Source organism: Undibacterium sp. GW821-FHT07F11, from assembly GCF_059418665.1.
In genome coordinates, this window is sequence record NZ_JBWKQH010000004.1 from 562,092 (window position 1) to 582,528 (window position 20,437).

16 protein-coding genes are annotated in these 20,437 nt (G+C 52.2%); 6 read left to right on the forward strand and 10 right to left on the reverse strand.

The window, feature by feature from the left end; genetic code table 11:
* Positions 1 to 14: 14 nt before the first annotated feature.
* Together aspA and AC07OI_RS13110 are read right to left on the reverse strand one after the other, a co-directional pair.
* A complete protein-coding gene (gene aspA / locus AC07OI_RS13105; RefSeq protein WP_495257585.1) occupies positions 15 to 1,493 on the reverse strand; it encodes an aspartate ammonia-lyase in 1,479 nt (492 codons plus the stop codon).
* Positions 1,494 to 1,833: 340 nt separating this feature from the next.
* Positions 1,834 to 5,211 (reverse strand): discoidin domain-containing protein, encoded by a 3,378-nt coding sequence (locus AC07OI_RS13110; RefSeq protein ID WP_495257538.1) that lies wholly within the window; start codon positions 5,209 to 5,211, stop codon positions 1,834 to 1,836.
* Between the two features lie 651 nt (positions 5,212 to 5,862).
* On the opposite strand from AC07OI_RS13110, the gene AC07OI_RS13115 reads away from it, so the two are divergent.
* Positions 5,863 to 6,063, forward strand: a complete 201-nt coding sequence (locus tag AC07OI_RS13115; protein WP_495257539.1) for a hypothetical protein — start codon at positions 5,863 to 5,865, stop codon at positions 6,061 to 6,063.
* Positions 6,064 to 6,357: 294 nt separating this feature from the next.
* Here AC07OI_RS13115 and AC07OI_RS13120 read toward each other — a convergent pair whose 3' ends face one another.
* Positions 6,358 to 7,287, reverse strand: coding sequence for a hypothetical protein (locus AC07OI_RS13120; RefSeq protein ID WP_495257540.1), 930 nt, complete (start codon positions 7,285 to 7,287; stop codon positions 6,358 to 6,360).
* 830 nt (positions 7,288 to 8,117) lie between these two features.
* Here AC07OI_RS13120 and AC07OI_RS13125 point away from each other — a divergent pair.
* Complete coding sequence (locus tag AC07OI_RS13125) at positions 8,118 to 8,417, forward strand: hypothetical protein (protein WP_495257541.1); 300 nt, start codon at positions 8,118 to 8,120, stop codon at positions 8,415 to 8,417.
* A gap of 79 nt (positions 8,418 to 8,496) precedes the next feature.
* Here AC07OI_RS13125 and AC07OI_RS13130 read toward each other — a convergent pair whose 3' ends face one another.
* Complete coding sequence (locus AC07OI_RS13130; RefSeq protein ID WP_495257542.1) at positions 8,497 to 9,402, reverse strand: LysR family transcriptional regulator; 906 nt, start codon at positions 9,400 to 9,402, stop codon at positions 8,497 to 8,499.
* A gap of 174 nt (positions 9,403 to 9,576) precedes the next feature.
* On the opposite strand from AC07OI_RS13130, the gene cuyB reads away from it, so the two are divergent.
* Together cuyB and AC07OI_RS13140 are read left to right on the forward strand one after the other, a co-directional pair.
* Positions 9,577 to 11,040: a cysteate racemase gene (gene cuyB, locus AC07OI_RS13135; RefSeq protein ID WP_495257543.1), complete on the forward strand. Its 1,464-nt coding sequence runs from the start codon at positions 9,577 to 9,579 to the stop codon at positions 11,038 to 11,040.
* A 42-nt stretch (positions 11,041 to 11,082) separates the two neighbouring features.
* A complete protein-coding gene (locus AC07OI_RS13140; protein WP_495257544.1) occupies positions 11,083 to 11,985 on the forward strand; it encodes an amino acid ABC transporter substrate-binding protein in 903 nt (300 codons plus the stop codon).
* A gap of 58 nt (positions 11,986 to 12,043) precedes the next feature.
* Here AC07OI_RS13140 and AC07OI_RS13145 read toward each other — a convergent pair whose 3' ends face one another.
* Positions 12,044 to 12,550 (reverse strand): Lcl domain-containing protein, encoded by a 507-nt coding sequence (locus AC07OI_RS13145; RefSeq protein ID WP_495257545.1) that lies wholly within the window; start codon positions 12,548 to 12,550, stop codon positions 12,044 to 12,046.
* Positions 12,551 to 12,624: 74 nt separating this feature from the next.
* Between AC07OI_RS13145 and AC07OI_RS13150 the strand changes: the two genes are divergently transcribed.
* The gene (locus AC07OI_RS13150; RefSeq protein WP_495257546.1) at positions 12,625 to 12,924 is read left to right on the forward strand and encodes a hypothetical protein; all 300 of its coding nucleotides are present in this window, start codon (positions 12,625 to 12,627) and stop codon (positions 12,922 to 12,924) included.
* A 58-nt stretch (positions 12,925 to 12,982) separates the two neighbouring features.
* A complete protein-coding gene (locus AC07OI_RS13155; protein WP_495257547.1) occupies positions 12,983 to 13,354 on the forward strand; it encodes a hypothetical protein in 372 nt (123 codons plus the stop codon).
* Between the two features lie 88 nt (positions 13,355 to 13,442).
* On the opposite strand, the gene AC07OI_RS13160 is transcribed toward AC07OI_RS13155, so the two are convergent.
* The 5 genes from AC07OI_RS13160 to AC07OI_RS13180 form a co-directional block, all read right to left on the reverse strand.
* Positions 13,443 to 14,993, reverse strand: a complete 1,551-nt coding sequence (locus tag AC07OI_RS13160) for a methyl-accepting chemotaxis protein (RefSeq protein WP_495257548.1) — start codon at positions 14,991 to 14,993, stop codon at positions 13,443 to 13,445.
* Positions 14,994 to 15,241: 248 nt separating this feature from the next.
* Complete coding sequence (locus tag AC07OI_RS13165; RefSeq protein ID WP_495257549.1) at positions 15,242 to 15,973, reverse strand: carbon-nitrogen hydrolase family protein; 732 nt, start codon at positions 15,971 to 15,973, stop codon at positions 15,242 to 15,244.
* 10 nt (positions 15,974 to 15,983) lie between these two features.
* On the reverse strand, positions 15,984 to 16,856 hold the full coding sequence (locus AC07OI_RS13170; RefSeq protein WP_495257550.1) for a hypothetical protein: 873 nt from the start codon (positions 16,854 to 16,856) through the stop codon (positions 15,984 to 15,986).
* 181 nt (positions 16,857 to 17,037) lie between these two features.
* Positions 17,038 to 18,606, reverse strand: coding sequence for an FAD-binding oxidoreductase (locus tag AC07OI_RS13175; RefSeq protein WP_495257551.1), 1,569 nt, complete (start codon positions 18,604 to 18,606; stop codon positions 17,038 to 17,040).
* Between the two features lie 957 nt (positions 18,607 to 19,563).
* Positions 19,564 to 20,433, reverse strand: a complete 870-nt coding sequence (locus AC07OI_RS13180; RefSeq protein WP_495257552.1) for a hypothetical protein — start codon at positions 20,431 to 20,433, stop codon at positions 19,564 to 19,566.
* Positions 20,434 to 20,437: the final 4 nt, after the last annotated feature.

Genomic DNA, 20,437 nt, shown 5'->3' on the forward strand with positions numbered 1-20,437 from the left:
GATATCCTTGTGCCTTATTTGGCAATCATGGTCTCGCCTATCTCGACCTGGCGCGGCATCGTCAGTCTTTGCGGTTGCAGGATTTCCTTCAACTGCGCTTCAGTCAGCAGTTTCTTTTCCAGCACCAGGCTGTAGACGCTTTTGCCACTCAGCAGGGCTTGTTGTGCCACTTCGGTGGCGGCGCTGTAACCGATATAGGGGTTGAGGGCGGTGACTATGCCTATGGAGTTTTCTACGATTTCGCGCAGGCGTTCATGGTTGGCGGTGATGCCATCAACACAGCGTTCTGCCAGCACCATGCAGCCGTTGGACAAGTGCGAGACACTCTTGAACAGGCTGTGCGCGATGATGGGTTCAAAGGCATTTAACTGCAACTGGCCAGCTTCTGCCGCAAAGCTGATGGTCACATCATTGCCTATCACCTCAAAGGCAATCTGGTTCACTACTTCAGGTATCACAGGGTTGACCTTGCCCGGCATGATGCTGGAACCGGCCTGCACGGCAGGCAGATTGATTTCACCAAAACCCGCACGCGGGCCGCTGGATAAAAGGCGCAAGTCATTGCACATCTTCGACAGCTTGACGGCAACGCGCTTCAACACGCCCGACAACTGCACAAACGAACCCACATCCTGCGTTGCTTCTATCAGGTTGGGCGAAGTGGAGAGCGGTATGCCGGTAATATCCTTCAAAGCCTGGCACACCAGCCGCGCATAATCCGGGTGGGTATTGATGCCCGTGCCTATCGCGGTTGCACCGAGGTTGACTTCACACATGAGCTTGGCAGCTTCACGCAGGCGCTCCTGGTCTTCATCTATCATCACTGCGTAGGTGCTGAACTCTTGCCCCAGCGTCATTGGCACGGCATCCTGCAATTGCGTGCGGCCCATCTTCAGCACATCCTTGAATTCCAGCGCCTTGTTATGGAAGGAAGTCTTCAACACCTCCATTGCACTGACCAGTCGCAAGATGCCCTGGTAAGCCGCAATCCGCAAGGCTGTGGGGTAGACATCATTAGTACTCTGGCTCAGGTTGACCTGTTCATTCGGGTGCAGGATCTTGTAGCTGCCGCGAGCATGGCCCAGCTCTTCCAGCGCGATATTGGTGATGACTTCATTCGCATTCATATTGGTGGAAGTACCCGCGCCGCCCTGTATCACGTCCACCACAAAATGCGCATGGAACTTGCCCGTACGGATTTTTTCACAGGCGCTGATGATGGCCTTGCTATGTTCATCACTGACCAGCCCCAGCCCGTGGTTGGCTATTACCGCCGCCTGCTTGACACTGGCCAGTGCCGCCACCAGCTCAGGGTAACTGGAGATGGGCGTGCCGGTTATCGGGAAGTTTTCAATCGCGCGCAAGGTGTGCACGCCATAATAGGCATCCGCCGGTACGGCACGGTCGCCGAGCAAATCGTGCTCTATTCTGGTCGCTGGTGTAGACAAAATAAACTCCTGGTGGTTGCGTGGGCTGGTAGGGTTTGCATGCATTTCGTCAGACGATGAATTGGCCATGAATGGGCCAAGAATTGCCGATGGATGCACTACGCAACGCAGTGTAGGGAATTAAATTGTTCTAACTATTCTGATTACGCATACTTTGATGCGGTGACAGAATGTAGGGGGAAATGCCGAGGTTTGTTTCAGGGATTGCAGTAGAGGTGCAAAATAGTTTGCAGATTTGCGAGGTGGCGGTGATGGGTGTTTGCAGGGGAGATATGGTGTGAGGAGGCGGTGCGCAATACGTATTATTCAATACGCACCGTCTCCTCTGATTCGAAGTTATTTCAGGATGCCTGTAAACTTCACCGGCATCCTGGAACAAGCCAGTTTAAGGATAGATAGGATCAGTCGTCCAGCTGGACCATGGGCTGGCCCCGACGCTGGTGATGGTCTTCACGTGACAGAAGAAAGGTGTACCACTGGGCAGGTTCGGTATGATGATAGGAGACGCCGAGCCAGTGGCAAAAACACCGCCGCAGGCAGCCGTGTAATTGACCAGGGTGCCGGATCCCAATGCACCTGGCGTAAAGTACACCGTCGCCTGCCCAGGAACACTGGTGGCTGTGCCTATGGTAGGTGCGGTTGGCAATACTGGCGGAAGCGTTGGCGTTACCGAAGCCGACACCGCAGACCAAGCACCCGCACCTACGCTGCTGGTGGTCTGCACGCGGCAGGTGTATGCCGTGCCATTCGTCAGGCCAGTGACCACGATAGGCGACGCACTGCCATTGACAGATACACTGCCGCAAGATGCCGTGTACCTGACCAGTGTGCCAGATCCCAAAGTACCGGGATTGAACGACACCGTGATCGCGCCATCACCAGCGACAACCGAACTGATGGCAGGCGCAGCAGGCAATGTCGCTGCCGTTGGTGTCACCGAAGCCGACACCGCAGACCATGCACCCGTACCCACGCTGCTGGTAGTCTGCACACGGCAGGTGTATGCCGTGCCATTCGTCAGGCCAGTGACAACGATAGGCGATGCACTGCCATTGACAGATACACTGCCACAAGATGCCGTGTACCTGACCAGTGTGCCAGAACCCAAAGCACCGGGATTGAAGGACACTGTAACAGCCGCATTACCAGCCACCACAGAGCTGATGGCAGGTGCAGCAGGCAATATTGCTGCCGATGGTGTCACCGAAGCAGACACCGCTGACCATGGGCTGCTGCCGACACTGCTGGTAGTCTGCACGCGACAGGTGTAGGCAGTGCCATTCGTCAGGCCAGTGACCGTGATAGGTGACGCGCTACCCGTGACCGAGATGCTGCCGCAGGATGCCGTATACCTGACCAGGGTGCCCGATCCCAGTGCACCTGGATTGAACGACACTTTGACATTGGCATTGCCAGCCACAACAGAACTGATGGCCGGTGCAGCAGGCAGAACTGGTGTCGCCGTTGGCGTTACCGAAGCGGATACCGCCGACCAGGCGCTGCTACCCACACTGCTGTTGGTCTTGACGCGGCAAGTGTAGGCTGTACCGTTAGTCAGGCCGGTCACATTGATAGGTGAGCCGTTGCCGTTGACAGTAACACTGCCGCAAGTAGCCGTGTAATTGACCAGCGTACCCGACCCCAGTGCACCGGGGTTGAATGCCACCGTGACACTGCCATTACCCGGCAAGACCGAGCTGATGGCAGGCGCACCCGGCACCGTGGCAGCACTAGCTGCAGCCTGCACCAGGTTGTTACAGATGGGGGCAGTATGGGCGATGTTGATGGCAGTGAAGCAGACCTTGTAATTGATCGCAGACGTGCTGCTGTTTGCCGTCAGTGTGATGCCGATCGATGGCGTATTGCCGCCGAAGGCATTACCGTTCACCGTCCATGCATAAGTCGATATGTCATTAGCGCAAGCGGCTTGCGCAGTGACCGTACCGCCGCTGGCTGGCAGGGTGGCAGCAGTCAGGTTAACCCCTGAACATACCGGTACCTGATATACGCGCTTGACGTTGATCGAAAAATACTTGCCCGTAAACCTGTCATCGATTTCAGATGCCTTGTCCCAGCCCCACACGATCATGCCGGTATAGTTGAGCCCGGCGATACCCATGGTACTCATGATACTCTTGAAGTCGTTTTCCACGCCGACAGACCAGCTTGGAGGAGTGACACCATTCGCAAAAGGCCCAAAACCCTGCACTACCAACCATCTCTCCATGGTGTTGAAAGGAGCGGTGGTTTTCATGTAATTGGCGAACCAGTTGGCGGCGTTGAAGGCACTGTTGCGTTCAGCTATATCAAAAGAACTGACATAGATATCCGTTGACAGCCATTGCAGGCTGATACTGACGCCACCGGTCGGTGTCAGCAGTTTTTTCATTGCATCCATCATCTGCGGCTGTACGCTCTGCAAGCCGACCAGATTCAGCCCGAATTTTGCCCACGGCAATTTTCTCTGCATCATAGAGATACCCAGACGCAGGGCATTGATTTCGGCTTCTAGCACCGCGCCCTGTGCCATGCCGGTATTGGTCCAGAACGGTTCATCGACAATGGAAATCCTCGCACCTGATGCAAACAACTGCGGATACTGCGCCACAGTGTCGTTGAGGATCTGCTCTGCATTGGGCTTGAGCGAATAAGTGCCGCCGGTAATAGGGCGGTCAAAAATCGGGATACTGACGACCGGAATACGACCCTGCTGCAAGATTTGCAGCGCCGTATTGTAATTGGCGGTGACGTAGTACTGACCGCTAAAACTCTGCTTGGACAGGTCATCGGGGTCATCCACTGAGTTGCCATAATTCAGATCGGTTTTTTCTGAATTGAAGAAGCGGCTGGACACCAGGCTTGGGTAACCGGTCTGGCAGTCAAACATGAAGATTTCAGACACGCACTGACCACTGCTGCACGATGCAATGAGCGTAGGATACTTCGCCGGTACACCACAGACTGCATTCATCTGCGGGCTTGCCAGGACAGGGGCGCTGCTTTCATATTCTACAGGGTAGGTTGAATAACATGCCCAGTCTGGTGCAGTACTGTTCGGGTTGAGTTTCAGGCATTCGCGCATGACGCCACCATATCGCGCGAGAGGAACCGGTATGCCCGGGTTTGCCGCGTCGGTATTAGGTTGTCTGACCCGGTACATATTCGCCCGGACGCCGCTGACCAATACGCTGGTTGGTGCGTCATCAACCATAGTCAGAATCGGCGAACCAGGAAGCGGGTTCCTGAAATAGTCCGTTGCAACGACATCTGTGCTCGCTGCACCGACTTCACCTATCTGGAAATAGTAATTGCCCACATCATCCTGCCCCAGCTGGGTGGCAACCACCTGGATGCCATTGGCATTGACTGTTGAGGGCAGCTTCACTGTTACATAATTACCTGCTGCCGGCATGGTGACATTGGCATAACTGTTCGCCAGGTTCCAGTTGCTGCCATCACTCCAGTACACACTGAATGCAGTAGGGAAGCCCAGCGTGCGCCCGCCAGCATAACGGGGATACAGCTTGATGGTATTAACAGGATGAAAACCGTCAAACCAGTAAGCCAGCCATTCCTGATGGTTGGGGTCGGCATAGCCATTACTGGTCCAGACGGTACCTGGGTTATTGTCATATAAATTGGTATTGGGCCAAAGTGCCGATGAAGTCGCCACCCTGGTAACGGGCCAGCTTTGCGCCATCGCATTGTGGGTGAAAAAAGAAACTGCAAAAGCAAGCAAGAATAATTTCAAGACTTTTTTCATAGAATATGTTCCATGTATATTGACACGCCAGTCCCCTTGTCAGCGCAAAAACAAACTCCGTCTGACAGGAACGGACCGGTGGAATGGGCTGCAATCGACAACAAATGAGAAAAAACGGGAAAGCATTAAAGCGATGTTGGCGAAGATTTACTGCATAGCGGCAGCAATTCCATCCTGCTACCCAGCAAACCCCCGCTTTCGGGAAGTCATCCTGTTATCGTCAAATAGCCCTTGTTTAAGAGACTAATAGTGCAAAAACAAGACAAGGAATTATACATTCCTTAACTTTTATATCGTGGATATATCAGGGTTTGTGGTTTTATTGATTACAATTTGGTGAGGGTATGATTGAGCGGTGCTAATCGAACGGGTTTTCAAATCCGATTAATTTCTGGCAGGATTACCGAATGAAGAGAAAAATACTTGGAGTTGTTGTAGTACTGCTGTCGATGGCTTTGCTTCCTGCATGTCATGCGGGCGAAAATCTTGGCAGGTTTAATTTTTCGAGTGGGAGCCCACTAGAGTTTTTGGTTTTTTTGAAAATGAATAGAACTCAAAAAAACGTACACTATCCGTGAGCCTATATCGAATTGGGTCAAGGCTGAACATATCCCTTCTCTTGCGGCTCTGTTAAATTCTGAGGATGAATGCATGGCTGTTGCACTGGAATATAGCTCGAGAATACGTTCAGGATCAACGATTGGTGATGAAGCCGCTTTCTTGATTGCTGGCTATAGAGCCGGAAAATATCCGGCAAGTCTTAATTCCAAGCGGCTGGAGGAGACAGAAAAAGACGAGATACTGAAATGGAAGGCTGATCACTTTTCGGTTAAACAGATCCTGAGTCCGTAGATGTGATTAGCTGAGACGTAGGGTGCGTTACAACGCACCGCATGAATGGTCGCTAAGCAATTCTTTTTCTTTGCCGTGCGTTCTTGGCAGACGTATTTTGTATGGCCGGAGTTTAAATTTTTCTCGTCTTTATTACACCAGATGCGGTGCGTTGCAACGCACCCTGCGAGCTGCACGCATTCAGTCGCCCACATTTAACCTCCCGCGTTCAAGCTTCATTACGCAGCGCGTATTGTAAAGCGCGCTGCGTATTGGCCGGGACCGGATCAGGAAGAAAAATGCGCGGGCAAATACTCAATGGACGTAGTTATATAACTGCGTCATTGAGACCTTGACGTTCTCCAATGATCCGACGATGACGTAAGACCTGAAGTGATAGGTGCCAGATGGATTGTAGATGCGAAATACATTATTCCATTTCACCGTATCTGGAAACCTGAAGCGACCATAGCCCAGGCCTGCGAACGTGGGTTGTGGCGCTTCTGGCGAATAAATCCCCATTGCCCAGCCACCGTCTGGTGTGGAAAAAATGACAGGCAGATTTTGCTCACCAGGCCCATCACTGAGCGGGGCTTCCATGACGGCATTGTTTCTGACATCAAATGTATAAAACTTGGAAAACTCTGGCGGCATATACCCTGTCAGCGCCTCAAATACGCCGAAAGAATGCGATTCATTACTTGGGATGGTAAATTGCGTCAGGTACTCAATCACATGCGGCATGTTGGGCAGGCCGATGGTGATGCGCTTGTTGAGGATGTGGTTTGATACCTGGCTGCCACCTACCGGATACCAGAATGCCATCTTGGTTTGTGTGGCCAGGACATTACTCGTTGCCCATTCACCTTGCAGGATACTGCTGCTCGCACTTGGATTGACGCCGTTATACGGCACCGCTGCCCCGGCTTCAGTTGGATTAAAACTTTCCCCTAAATTGTCAAACGACGAAGCGGATTGCAGTTGCCTGCCATGATCATAATCGTTGATAAACTCTTTCCCCCTCCACGTCAGTGAGCAGACTGCGCCCGCGTCGTAAGAGCATGTCCTGATGGTGATAGGCCAGGGCCCTGCCATGGCCGATATCGTTTGATCAGCATGTGCCTGGGGCAGGACAAACAGGTTTGCGCAAAGTGCTAAAAGTACCGAGCTAAAGTAGACCTTGCGGCCTTTTTTTCCAAACTTCGCTTCAGATCTCGAGTTGAGTTGATTCGCTATTGTAGTCATCGCATTTCCTTTGTTTGGTAATAAATTGACATTAGTGGCAACATACATACTTTCCAGAGTGCATCAAAAATATAACATTGACATCAAATATATTAATATAAATTTAACTTTGTTACATTTTTTACACTTGTTTTTAGGGGAATGGATCAAGGCGGATTGAAATTGACTTAAATCAATTTCAATCGTCGCCTTGTCAGGTTTTGCGCAAATTCCGTTAAAACAACGTGAAACGCATTGCAGTGTGTTTCACGTTGTTTCAAGGTTTTGGGGAGAAATATTTGTGCCGTACACGACGCACACATGCGTTGCAATATATTGCGCGCAACGGTCATCCAGTAGCCAGATACGTAGGGTGCGTTACAACGCACCGCATGAATGGTCGTTAAGCATTTTCGTTTTTTTGGAGGATGTTCTCAGCGTGCGTATTTTGCATGGCTGGATTTTAAAGTTTCCCTATCTTTTTGCATCACATCCGGTGCGTTACAACGCACCCTACAGGACTGTAGGTACGATTAGCGCTAGCGTAATCGTACGCATGTCGCCAAAAACCCTGCTATTATAAAAACTGGCTTTAACGGGAAATTACACGGCAAGATTTTTGTTTTTCCCGCAGATTAAGGCAAGGCTGTTGTATACGTTCATGTCACTGCATGTAGCATGCGTATGATGCAGTGCCGCCAATCGTATCTACGGGGTTCAGAGATTTATATGCAAATTCCTGGTGCCAGATTAGCAGCCTCCAGCCAGAGGCGGGCGGACAGACAATGTTCCCATGGCTATGCCAAGGTGAATGCGAGTGCAGAAAAAATTGATCGAGAAAGCAAACAAACATGCCATATGGATTCACCTTGTTTATATTGGGTGTGATTTGCGGATGGATTACTGAGTTGCGGGCGCGACGTTACGAACCGAATATCACGCATGCTTCTGGACAGTACGCAGATCGACTCTATCGTCGTGGCACTTTCGAAAGTCTTTTTTGGAAAAGCTCAATCAGGAAATTAACTTTAGTTTTCGAGCGGGAGCCAGAAGAAGTGAAGGAGTATGTCTCATCAATGAGAAAAACCGAATTGATGTGCTGGGCATTGCTGATTTTGGGAGCCATCCTTATGATCTGGGGAGAGCGCTAACGTGAATCGCATTACATGCAACATGCGTACGATTACGCTGCGCTAATCGCACCTACGCAAACATGGTTTGCAACACCCATCACTTCTCCTGATTCCCACCCAGCGCGCCCCACAACTTCAACAACACCGGGTTCTTGTTATCCACCGCCCGGTACAGCCGTATATCCATTTCCATAGACCACTGCTCACCGCCGGCGCGAACGAGTTTGCCTTCTGCCAGTTCATTCGCAATACTGCTCTGCGGCAGCCAGGCCAGGCCGTGGCCTTCTAGGGCCATGCGCTTCAAGAGTTCTGCCATGTCGCTCTCGTAGGCATTCACAAAATAGCAGGGCTGGTCTGAGCGGGCCAGTACACGTTCTACCACGCGGCCAAAGAAGGATGCCTTGATGTTATTGAGGCGGGGGATGGGTTTGGTTTTGCTGCCGGGCAGGCTATACAGGGCAGAGCCTTTGCGGTTGGGTACCGACACCGGCAAGACTACCTCGGTGCCCAGACTGACATATTCATAACGCAGGGCATCGAGCTCTACCGGCAGGTCAGCATGGTAGTAGGACAGCAGCAGATCGCAATTACCTTCTACCAGTGACAGCACAGAGTCATGCACATTGGCGGGCAGGATGCTGGCGTGGATTTCTCCGACTTGCGAGCGTACGCTCTTTAACCACATGGGGAAGAAGTTCAGCGACAGGGTGTGGCCGGCAGAGATGCGCAGCAGGTTTTCATCCGGCCCGCGCACGCGCAACTGCGCCCGCGTGTCGTTCAGCAGGCGCATGGCTTCTTCTGCCGAAGCGCTGAAGATTTTACCGGCAGGCGTCAGCACCAGCGGGTAAGTGCTGCGATCAACCAGGTCGGCACCTACCCAGGCTTCCAGGCTGCGGATGCGGCGGCTGAGGGCGGACTGGGTCACATGCCTGTCGTCTGCTGCACGCGAAAAATTACGTGTCTGCGCCAGGCTCAAAAAATCTTCCAGCCATTTGATGTCCATATGCCTTCCCCCAGCGTCTTGATGACAGACATTGTATCCCCGCACGCGGCACAAAAAACCATCTATGTAGTATCGGCATGAAACTAGACCGATTTTGCATAAACATTTTCTGACTATCCGGTATCTTTATCTGTACGCACAAAAATAGAAAATCAACCGGCAATGAACATGACCATGAAACCAGAAACACATAAAACCCGGCTGGGCATCATCGGCGGATTGGGCACGCTGGCAGGGGTGGATGTGTATTTCAAAGTCGCCCGCGCACTGGCCAGGGACAGCATTTCAGAACGCTATGAACTGTTCTTTGAACAACACCCGTTCGAAGGCAATGAAAACTCAGGCGGCGAGAACCCCAACCTGAATGCCCGCAAACTATACATTTTCGACATGATCAAGCAGTTTGAAAAAAGCCGGGTAGAGCGTGTACTGGTGCCTTGTTTTATCAGTCACACCTTCATCAAAGAATTGCAAAGCGAGCTGGCGACGCCCATCGTGAATATCATGGATGCCTTGCTGGCCCACTTGCAGCAAGAGTTTCCCGCAGGCTGCAAGGTCGGCGTGCTGGCATCCACCTATGTCAAGAACAAGAAACTGTTTGACCAGCATGTTGCCGGTTCAGGCATCACGGTAGTTTATCCCGACGATACCGTGCAGGACGACTGCGTCATGCGCGCCATCTACGGCGAGCAGGGTATCAAGGCAGGCAATTTGCAGGGCGATGCCGTCAATCTTTTGCACCAGGCTTGCGTGCACTTGCTGGCGCGCGGTGCAGATGTGATCGTCTCTGGTGCCACCGATGTCGCCATCGTGGCCGACTTGCTGCGCAGCCGTGGCATACCCATCGTCGATACCAATCAGGTGTATGTTGAATATGCCTTGCGCAATGAGCAGGCGCCGCAACCGCGCAGCTTCAAGATAGGCGTGGTTGGCGGGGTAGGGCCAGCAGCCACGGTAGACTTCATGGACAAGATCATCCAGAACACCCACGCCGCGCGCGACCAGGACCATATCAAGATCATGGTCGAACACAACCCCAAAATCCCCGACCGCACCGCCAACCTGATTGCCGATGGCGAAGACCCCACCATTGCCCTGTACTCTGCCTGCAAACGTCTGGAAGAAAACGAGGCAGCACTCATCGCCATCCCTTGCAATACCGCGCATGCCTACGTCAAACGCATACAGGCTCACCTGTCCATCCCCATCGTCAACATGCTGGAAGAAACGGTCGGCTACATCCGTGAGCATTTCCCCTTGCCAGCCAAAGTCGGCCTGCTGGCCACCTCTGGCACCATCGCCAGCCGCGTCTATCATGATGCTGCCGTGGGCCAGGGGTTCGAACTCATCACTCCGGATGCTGTACATCAAGGCAAAGTCATGAACGCCATCTACGGCCCGCTGGGTATCAAGGCAGGCCATACCGGTGGTGTGAGCAGGCAGGATTTGCTTGATGCGCTGGCGCATCTGGTAGAGCAGGGCGCGAATGTCGTCATCCTTGGTTGTACAGAATTACCGCTGGTCTTGCAGCAAGACCCGGCGTTTGCCATTGCTGGCAGGACGGTGGCTTTGCTTGATCCTACGACCATATTGGCGCAGGCATGCGTAGCTCGGGCTGAGGCAGCGCAGCTTCACTAAATCTGCAAGTATTTATTCGATTAAATTTTGGGAAGACATCTCATGGTCAAGCTCGCCTTTCAGTTTGTGACACTGCAATTCGTCATCCTGCTGTTGCCATTGTCAGCCATGGCCAGCGATACCCTGAGCAATATCCGCGAACGCAAGACCATCATCATTGCGCACCGCGAATCGTCCATCCCGTTTTCTTATCTCGACGCGCAACAGCGCCCGGTTGGTTATGCGATGGACATCTGCCTCAAAGTCGTCGATGCCGTCCGTCGTGAACTCAAGCTGCCTGCGCTGCAAGTCAAATACCTGGCCGTCACCCCGGCCAACCGCCTGCAAACCATTGCTGATGGTGCTGCCGATCTTGAATGCGGCTCCACCACCAACACCGTAGAAAGGCGCAAGCAGGTTGACTTCAGCATCAGCTATTTCATCGCCGGTGCAAAGATGCTGGTGCGCAGCGATTCTGGCATACGCAACTGGGGTGACCTGCGCGGCAAAACCGTGGTCACCACCAAAGGCACGACCAATGCGCAAACCCTGGCAGACCGTGGCCAGGTGCGGTCATTGAATTTGAACCTGATAGAAAGCAAGGACCATGCAGAAGGTTTTGCCATGGTCGCCCAGGGCAAGGCAGCCGCCTTTGCGATGGATGATGTGCTGCTCTACGGCCTGCGCGCCGCCGCCGCGCATCCGGCAGATTTCCAGGTAGTCGGCGATTCACTGTCGACCGAGCCCTACGCCATCATCTTCCGCAAAAATGATACCGCCTTCAAACACCTGCTCAACCAGGAACTCAGCCGCATCATGATCGACGGCGACATTTACCGCATGTACGACAAATGGTTCCAGCAAGCCATCCCGCCGCACAACATCAAACTGCAACTGCCGATGAGCCAGCTACTGCGCTCTTCATTGCGTTTCCCGCTGGCGGACGTAGCGGACGTGGTGCAGTAGCGCAATCCGCAAATCACACCTGCATGCATGCCAAGTATGTCCGCAAACAAACCGCAGACTAAAATACCCTGACCGCCCTTACACATATTTGATTTGAGGTTTTCACAATATCGGTTCGGCCACCGTTGTTACTTGCAACGACCAAGGCTTCAGATGTGTTCTTTTCGTTGGAACTCCAGTAATAATTCTGCGCGAACTTGCCGATGTCCCTGTTAGGGCCGGTAGCTGCTTTGCCTATGGTCTTTATCATTAATTCCAGTTCATAGATGGAGGGAAGATACCAGTCGCCATTCCCGTTCAACTGATAATGTGCACAAAGTACTGCGGCATAATCACCAGGGCCACAGGTGCTGATGATTTTCTCTGTGTTGTAATTGCCCATGCCTATGCCGTCTCTCACTGTCATGGCCAGGACATGCTGGCTGCCGACCGGGCTCCAGCTGGTCGTCGTACCCTGGTCTTCGGGCGCGGCCATCAAGCCATGTTCACCACTTTTATCGAGATAAAAGATAATGCCACCGTCTAGCCGTTCACCTATCTTGTATTTTGCCGCTGCTGCATTCATACCGTTTTCCATCTGCTTTACCCGTGTTGTGAAGTGTAGGGCCTGCAATTAAATCCAGGCCGGAAAATAAAACGATGCTGCGTTTTTTTACCTTCCATCTCGCATCGCCACCAGTAATTTTTAATTATCATAACCCAGGATTTTCTGTGGTTGCCAAATTTTTTCGCAGCAGAGAAGTGCGCCACCCACGCCATCCTGTGATGCAGGTGAGGGGCAGTCAAACTGGAGTTCTGGTGTGTAAGGTGCAGCCTGCCAGAGAAAATACCTGTGCCGTGCAGGTGTCTTTCAAACGAGCATTGATTGCGGATATTCTCATTCTTCACACCCACCACATACTCCCTTCACGCCAGCATGACATGCTGCGCACTCAATAGCGGTGCGGGTCAGCATGGGGCTTGATCTGGTGGATTGCTATTATTTTCCAATTCAAGCATGACATCTTTTCTGAGCTTCTTTTTCTACGTGTGCTTGCCCTTGTACGCCATACCCTTTCTCGTCATGGCGGCTATGCCCGACCGCCGCGCACTGACAATTGCAGCCCTTGTGCTTGGTTTGCCCATCATCGCGATCTTCATCTATGTCTTCAGAGAGATGAGTATTCCGGACAACAATGCGTCGTCATTCGGTGGTGCCATACTTTTGTGTGGCCTTGCTTTGGTGTGCATGGCTTTGACTGCGGGTGCCATCACCCGCCTCATATTGCTGGGCAGGCAGGCTCTGCTGCTGGACACCAGAGGCAGGGCAGCGATCATGGCAGGGTGTTTCTTGTGCCTGCCTGTCATGCTTGCCTTGCTGATGATTTAAGGTGCGCTTAAGAGTATGAACAAGGGGCACTTAAGGTGCGATTACGCTGCGATATTCACATCTTTCAGACCCTACGGCAATTTCCTGCTCACCTCGTTACCCGCACGGCCCCGCCACTCTGCCTGGTCCTGAACACCGACACTGCATTCATCAATTCACCCGACTGGTCATTGAGGCTGGATGCGGCGGCGGCCATTTGTTCTACCAGGGCGGCATTTTGCTGGGTGGTCTGGTCCATCAGGGTGACGGCCTTGCCGACCTGACCTACGCCTGTCGATTGTTCTGCACTTGATGCGCTGATCTGGGCGACGATTTCACTGACCTTGCGGATAGCGCTGACCACTTCTTCCATGGTGCTGCCTGCCAGGTCAACTTGCTGCGTGCCTTTGCCAACGGCTTCTACACTGCTGCCTATCAGTGACTTGATTTCTTTGGCGGCGTCGGCACTGCGGCCTGCCAGTGAGCGCACCTCGCTGGCGACCACGGCAAAGCCGCGGCCCTGTTCACCCGCGCGGGCAGCTTCTACGGCAGCATTCAGGGCCAGGATATTGGTCTGGAAGGCGATGCCATCAATGACGCCGATGATGTCCTGGATTTTTTTCGATGATTCATTGATGCCGCGCATGGTGCCCACGACCTGCTCAACTACTTCGCCACCCCGGCTGGCAACTGCTGATGCCTGTGCTGCCAGTTGATTGGCCATTTTGGCGCTGTCGGCATTGTGGTTGACGGTGGAATTGAGTTCTTCCATGGCAGCCGAGGTTTCTTCCAGTGAGCTGGCCTGGCTTTCCGTGCGGTTGCTCAGGTCCATGCTGCCAGAAGCAATTTCGTTGGTGGCCTGGGCGATACCGCTGGCCGAGCCGCGCACGCCATTGACCAAAGATTCGAGTGAAGTCTGCATCTCTTGCAGCACGCCCATGAGGCTGTCGTCACCAGCATTATTGTTGATGCTTTGCGCCAGATTGCCCTTGGCGATATTCGACAGGGCATCCCTGGCCTGCGCCGGGTCGCCGCCCAGTTCCTTGTGCAAGGTTTTCTGGCAATAAAAATTCAGGAAGACTGCCACCAGGCCAGCCAGTACGGCCAGGACAAGCGAGAGGGTGACCGTGAAGCTGACCTTGCTGTTGACGTTGGCATGCTCCTGTGCCGAGCGTTTGCCCGCTTCATCGCGCTGCTTTAATAATTCTGCCCGCAGGTTGCGCCACGCCGGGGTTTCTTCAGCATTCAGCACAGGGGCGGCATCGCCCTTGTCCTTGAGTATGGCGACGATTTTTTCCTGTGCCTGGGCATGGGTGGCGCGCAGCTTGGGCAGCTCGGCCAGATTTTGTGCGGTGTTATTGCTGGCCGATATTTTCTTGGCCTCTTCATACGCCTTGTCATAGGCAACTTGCGCGGCCAGGAAATTATCCACGCCTTTTTTGTTGGACGGGTCAAGCACCACATTCCTGAGTGCCTGCCCCATCTGCAAACCCTGGGCATACATCTCGGAGATACTGCGCTCCAGCGCCTGTTCAGTTGAAATATAGTTGTCAAACTGGCTGCGGGTAGACATCAGCGAGGTGATGGATGTGGTCACGCCTACGGCAAACAGTACAGCAGGCAGGGCAGAGCAGAGGGCGATCTTGGATGAGAATTTCATGCTGACTCCATTATCTTGCCCGTTTTTGGCAGGCAAATTTCAAGTTTGTATGGTGTTGTGGAACTGTATTTGGAACTGCATGCTGCGAGAAATTGGTATAAGACCGGGATAGACCCCGGCTACATCAGGCGTTTGACGAGTGTAACTGAGGAATGTGACGAGGGGTGGGGCGGGTTTGTGAAATATTTATAAAGAGCAACAATTGATAAAAGAGAACGGCTCTTCTCAGACCCGGATATTCACCCAGTTTATTCAATATCGACGACGATTACCCCTTCACTCCCTTCCGCCACGCGGGCGACGATGCTGCCATCCGGGGCGACTATGCAGGTGCAGCCATGGCTGATTTTGCCATCATGTGCGCCAACCACGTCAGCAGATGCTACCCAGCAGCCAGTTTCCATCGCGCGTTGGCGCAGGTTGTCCACGCTCTTGCTGCGCCATTTGTCGGCAGTAGCGGCACTCAGCATATTGTTGAGCGGGTAGCACAATAGGTGTGCGCCTTGCTGGCGGATATCTGCTGCGCAATCAGGGTAATTGGCATCGTTGCAGATATTGATGCCGTAAGAGTATCCCGATCTTTCAAACACGGGGGATGTAGTTCCTGCCAGCACACCACGCTCATTGGGATGCCGTTTCGCATACGCACCCATTACCTGGCCTTGCCTTAGCACGGCAGCAGAATTGAACACGCCTGCTGCACGTTGCTCAAAAAATCCCAGGATGATGTCGGTGTTAAATGCAGACAGCTCCAGCAGCACGTGTTTGAACCTGGGGCTGTCTATGGCTATCGCACGTTTTTCGATAGTTTGCGCGTCCGAGGCATATCCCGGCAGATAACATTCAGGGAAGAGGGCGAGCTCAACACCTTGGTCCTCGCACCAGCACAGGTCAGTGCATAATTGCGCCGTCGCTTTTTTGATGTCATCAAAAACAGGATGGCGCTGGAAGGCGGCGATGCGTAGTTTGTGTTTGCTCATTCTTCTTTTTTCAGATCAAGCCCAGATTTAGCATCGCCACTGTCGCATCATCCGCCTTTTTCACCGTCATGCCGCCTGCCTTGTCCGTTTCATGCGTGCGCAATTCCTGCATCATGACCTCCAGCCCACGGGTGACGCAGGCTTGCATCAGGCTTTGCTCATCGTAGAGATGGTAGCTATCCACCAGCCTGTAAAAACCATCCGTCATCAAGAATAAACGGTCAGACGCCGCCAGTTTGATTTTGTACTTACGCGCAGCAAAGCGGCCTTGTGGATACAGGCAGAGTATCGTTGCCTGCGGGTGCATGTTTTGCGCTACGCGGCGCTCACGCAGCATGGGCAGCAGCCTGGCCCAGCGCGCCTGTTCATCCAGGCCCTCTTGCTTCAACTGTTCTATCGCGGTTTTGAGTATGCCTTCTTGCGGATTTTCGTAGGGGTCAAGATCAGTGACTTTGCCATGCGCATCCAGCAAAAAGCTTTTGCAGTCCCCCAGCGCATAGATGCTGCAGTCTTCGCCATTGGCATGCACACGCAGCCAGGTCAGGGCCGCAATTGGCCAGGCATAAGCGGGCATGGCGGCGGCCTGCAGCAAACTGCTGTGTTGATCACGCAAGACCTGCAGGGCCAGCATGATGCTGTCCGCCTGCGTCTGTGCAGGCGTGGCGGTTTGCCCCAGCGCCAGCGTAAACTGCTGCACAAACCAGGCCGGGTCTCCCAGACTCGCATCCAGATAATGCTGGTCGGATACTGAGCTGGCACCGTCAAACATCAGCACATCCAGCGTGCCATCAGCGTGGCTGAAGTGGTGGATCAGGTCTTCGTTGATTTTGTTGCCTGCGGGCGTAGAGAGGGATTTGATCTGCATGTTGATGATGGCGGGCACTTGCTGCGTTTATTTTGATTGCAGAATATAGCACTGGCGTGACAAGAGCGTGGCAAATAGTGAGAATGCGCCTTATATGCAGGCGCATGGGCATAACGACAAAGATGCCAGATCAAGCCTGGCATGGCGGCATGACGACACCAGGGCCAGTGCTTGATCATCCGGCCACAAGCAAACCAGCTCACCCCTGTGGGATACTTTGCTCAAATTTAAAGTAATTGTGCGGATCGTACTTGTGCTTGACGGTTTTCAAGCGATCCAGGTTAGGGCCATAATAAGCCCGTGCCCAATTGGGTTGCTCGCGGTTCGGGAAATTGACATAGGCTTGCGGCAGTACAAAAGGGCTCATGGCGGCAAAGTAGTCGCGTAGCCATTGTTGCTGCCTGTGTACCACGTCCAGCTTGTCTATCGGCCCCCAGGCGGCTTCCATTTCAAAAATATAATTGGCATTGCGATGTGGGTAGGCAGTGGCATTGACGGGCACTTCACGCACCTTGCCACCAATGGCAAACAGGATGCCCATGTTTTCTGGTACGAGCGAACCGCCAGGCCATTTCAGCATCCAGCGCAGCATCATTTCCATGCCTTCTGGTGACATTTTTTCGCCCACGTAAGAAGACCGCAGGTCATACATGCCATTGGGGTCGTCCGTAATCAGATAATCACGCGCCTGCCAGTAAGTCATTTCGCGGATGTCGGCTTTGACAGGCGTGAGCATTTTTAATACCGGTTCCAAAGCCTTGAGTGCGGCTTCTTTGCCGCCGAAGAACTGGCCCAGGGTCGTGACCTGCAAATCTGCCATGGTGTAGTTGGTACCGGCACGGCGCGGCACGATTTTGCTGCGGGTAGAAATCGTGGTGGGATTATTTTGCTGCAGGTCCTGCAAGGCAGAAAATAATTCCAGCTGCTGCTGCTGGGCAGGCCAGAGGATGTTGAAAATCGTGACATTGTGCGACACATCCACCAGGTTAAAGGTGAACGAGGTATTCACCCCAAAATTGCCGCCACCGCCGCCGCGCAATCCCCAGAATAAATCCTGATACGTGCCCTTGTCTTCGGCGACCACCAGTCGCTGGTTGGGTAAAACAATCTCTGACGACTTCAGGCTATCGCAAGTCAAACCTGCATGGGTCGCAGAAAAGCCCCATCCACCACCCAGCACCAGGCCCGCCGCACCCACGGTCGGACAACGGCCCGACGGCACAGCCAGGCTGCTGCCGCTAAAAAAGTTGGCCATGTCCTGGTTGCTGACACCTGCTGCAATGGTACAGGTATTTTCCTTTTCATCGACCCTGATGCGATTCATGGCCTTAACGTCGATCAGCAAACCCCTGGTGGTAGAAAAGCCTGCGTAATTGTGGCCACCAGAGCGCACTGCAAAGGGCTGGCGATGATCTATCGCCCAGCGCAGGCACAACTGCACATCTTTATCATTGGCGCACATGGCAACGGCGACAGGCAGGATGTCAGCATAGCGCTGGTTATTCGGCGCTGCGGCCATCATGTAGCCCAGCTCGCCAGGCAAGATCAGGCGTCCGGCCATACTGCGTGCGAGCGCCGCCAGGTTGTGCTTGCTGTGCAGTGCCGGGGCGGCTGTGGCCTCACCTGAAATACCCAGCACGCTGGCGGTGGCAAGTGCGGTGGATGTTTGCAAAAAACGGCGACGGGAGGGGGCAGGGACAGGGTCGGTAACTGGGGTGGCGATTGGGGTGGTGACTGAGGTGGTGACTGAGGTGGATAAGACATCCATCAACTTCTCCTTGAGTTTGGTAAAACCAGGTTTGGATTCAGGAAAAGATCAGCGAAAACCCCCGGGTTAGTCGCTACCCGCGACGAAGCATCACAACTAACTGGTTCTTGTTTTTATCTTGAAATGAGCTTTGATGCATTGTCTTTTAATATAATTGTTTTTGCAATATTGAGCGGCACGCCAGCGAAAAAAACAACTAGTAGCATTGATGAATGGAAACCGATCCAAGCCCAGTGATGGAGGGCGTGTTGCGCAGGGGCGGCTTCAACTGCAAATCGCCGCCACGGCTCATTTGTTCGCGACTAAAGTCGCTCCTACAAGCGAGGCATGGAATTTTCAGGGGAAAATGGGGCTTTCGTAATGTAAGACCTGACCGCAGTTGGAACAAGGTAAGCAGCAGCTACTGCCAATTAATATCACTCCAATTTAAAATAGGACACTGTTTACATAAATGCTTGCTCAGTTTTTCAGCCCCTATTATTTCAAGTCAAAACTAAGAGAATCGCAATGCCTCAAATCAAAGATTGCTCCAAACCGAAATCGCGCGAAAACAGCGTTTGTCAACTTAATTATTGAGCACAGTTATTCAAAATTGTGCTATTATTAGGCTGCTTACGCAGCAAATATGAGTCGCAATTGCACTCCTGCAGAGTGAGCGTCACATGTACACTATCCGATGATTAGTCGGAGATGTGTCTTAGAACTTATACGAATTAAATAAATCAGTTCTATTTAAAGCGATCTACTTTGGTAACTATTATTGCTTTTCAGCTACTAAAGTCTGGCGCGCATAGGTTAGAAGACAAGCTTAGTCGGATAGCGACCCCTTGTTTTGATCGGCGGTTCGTCAGTAGGCATGAGTGACATATAAAAGCAGAGTAATTTATATGGCCTAGGTTTAATTAGGCTAAATAGAAGGCCAGATCATAATCTGGCCTTTTTTCCGTCAAAAAAAATCTATGCCCTTACAAAATCATTTGGTGAAATATTCAAATGTGGAGAACCCTTTTTAAGCTCCTGCTCAGTGTGGCAACCATACATTTCTGCATGCAGTGGAGATCTCCCTTTACAACAGTCATAATGAAAAGTTGGATCATATATGGCTCCAAGTCTTAATCTGCCATTCAAAATGCATTCGTAACTATGGTCATTTGTTGGATTTGGAAAACCGTGCCTAGCACGTCCAGGAGAATGAAACTCGATCTTCCTATCATCTACAAAACATGGCTGTTTTCTTCCGTCAATTCTCTTGGTTGGATGCATCACTTTAAAGTGATTTATTTTCTCCTTCAAAGTTAAATTTTTATCACTACTTACAGGGAGCCCGCATTGCAATTCAAGCAACAAGTTGACTACGTGACCTGAATTGAAATTGCGCAACGGCAATAGTAACGGAGTTTTGTTAGCCCTATCAGTAACCTCTTCTCGAATAGTCTTTATTGATTCCTTGGCAATTTTTACTACATCTTTCAATTTCTGTATCAGTGCCTTTTTGGAAGCGTCATCGTGCACACCTTGATCGCACTCTAAAGGTATTGCAAGTATAGAAGGGAAGAAAGTATCAATAAAACTTTGGTCGGGCCTGTTCCGCAATGAATCAACATAAATAATTGCGCAACCAATTAGATCTCTCTTTTTTTCATCTGTTACTTGATCTCGAAATTTTGCAACAAATGATTGTGCATACTCTGCATCATAGCTTTTGTACCTTCCGTTAATTGGTGCGCCTAAGAAAAGGCCATCTCCTCCGACTATTTCTAATTTATTTTGTTCTATATGTACAAAGACATCCTTATCGATCCCAGCAAAGCCAATGATGTATCTCATAGGG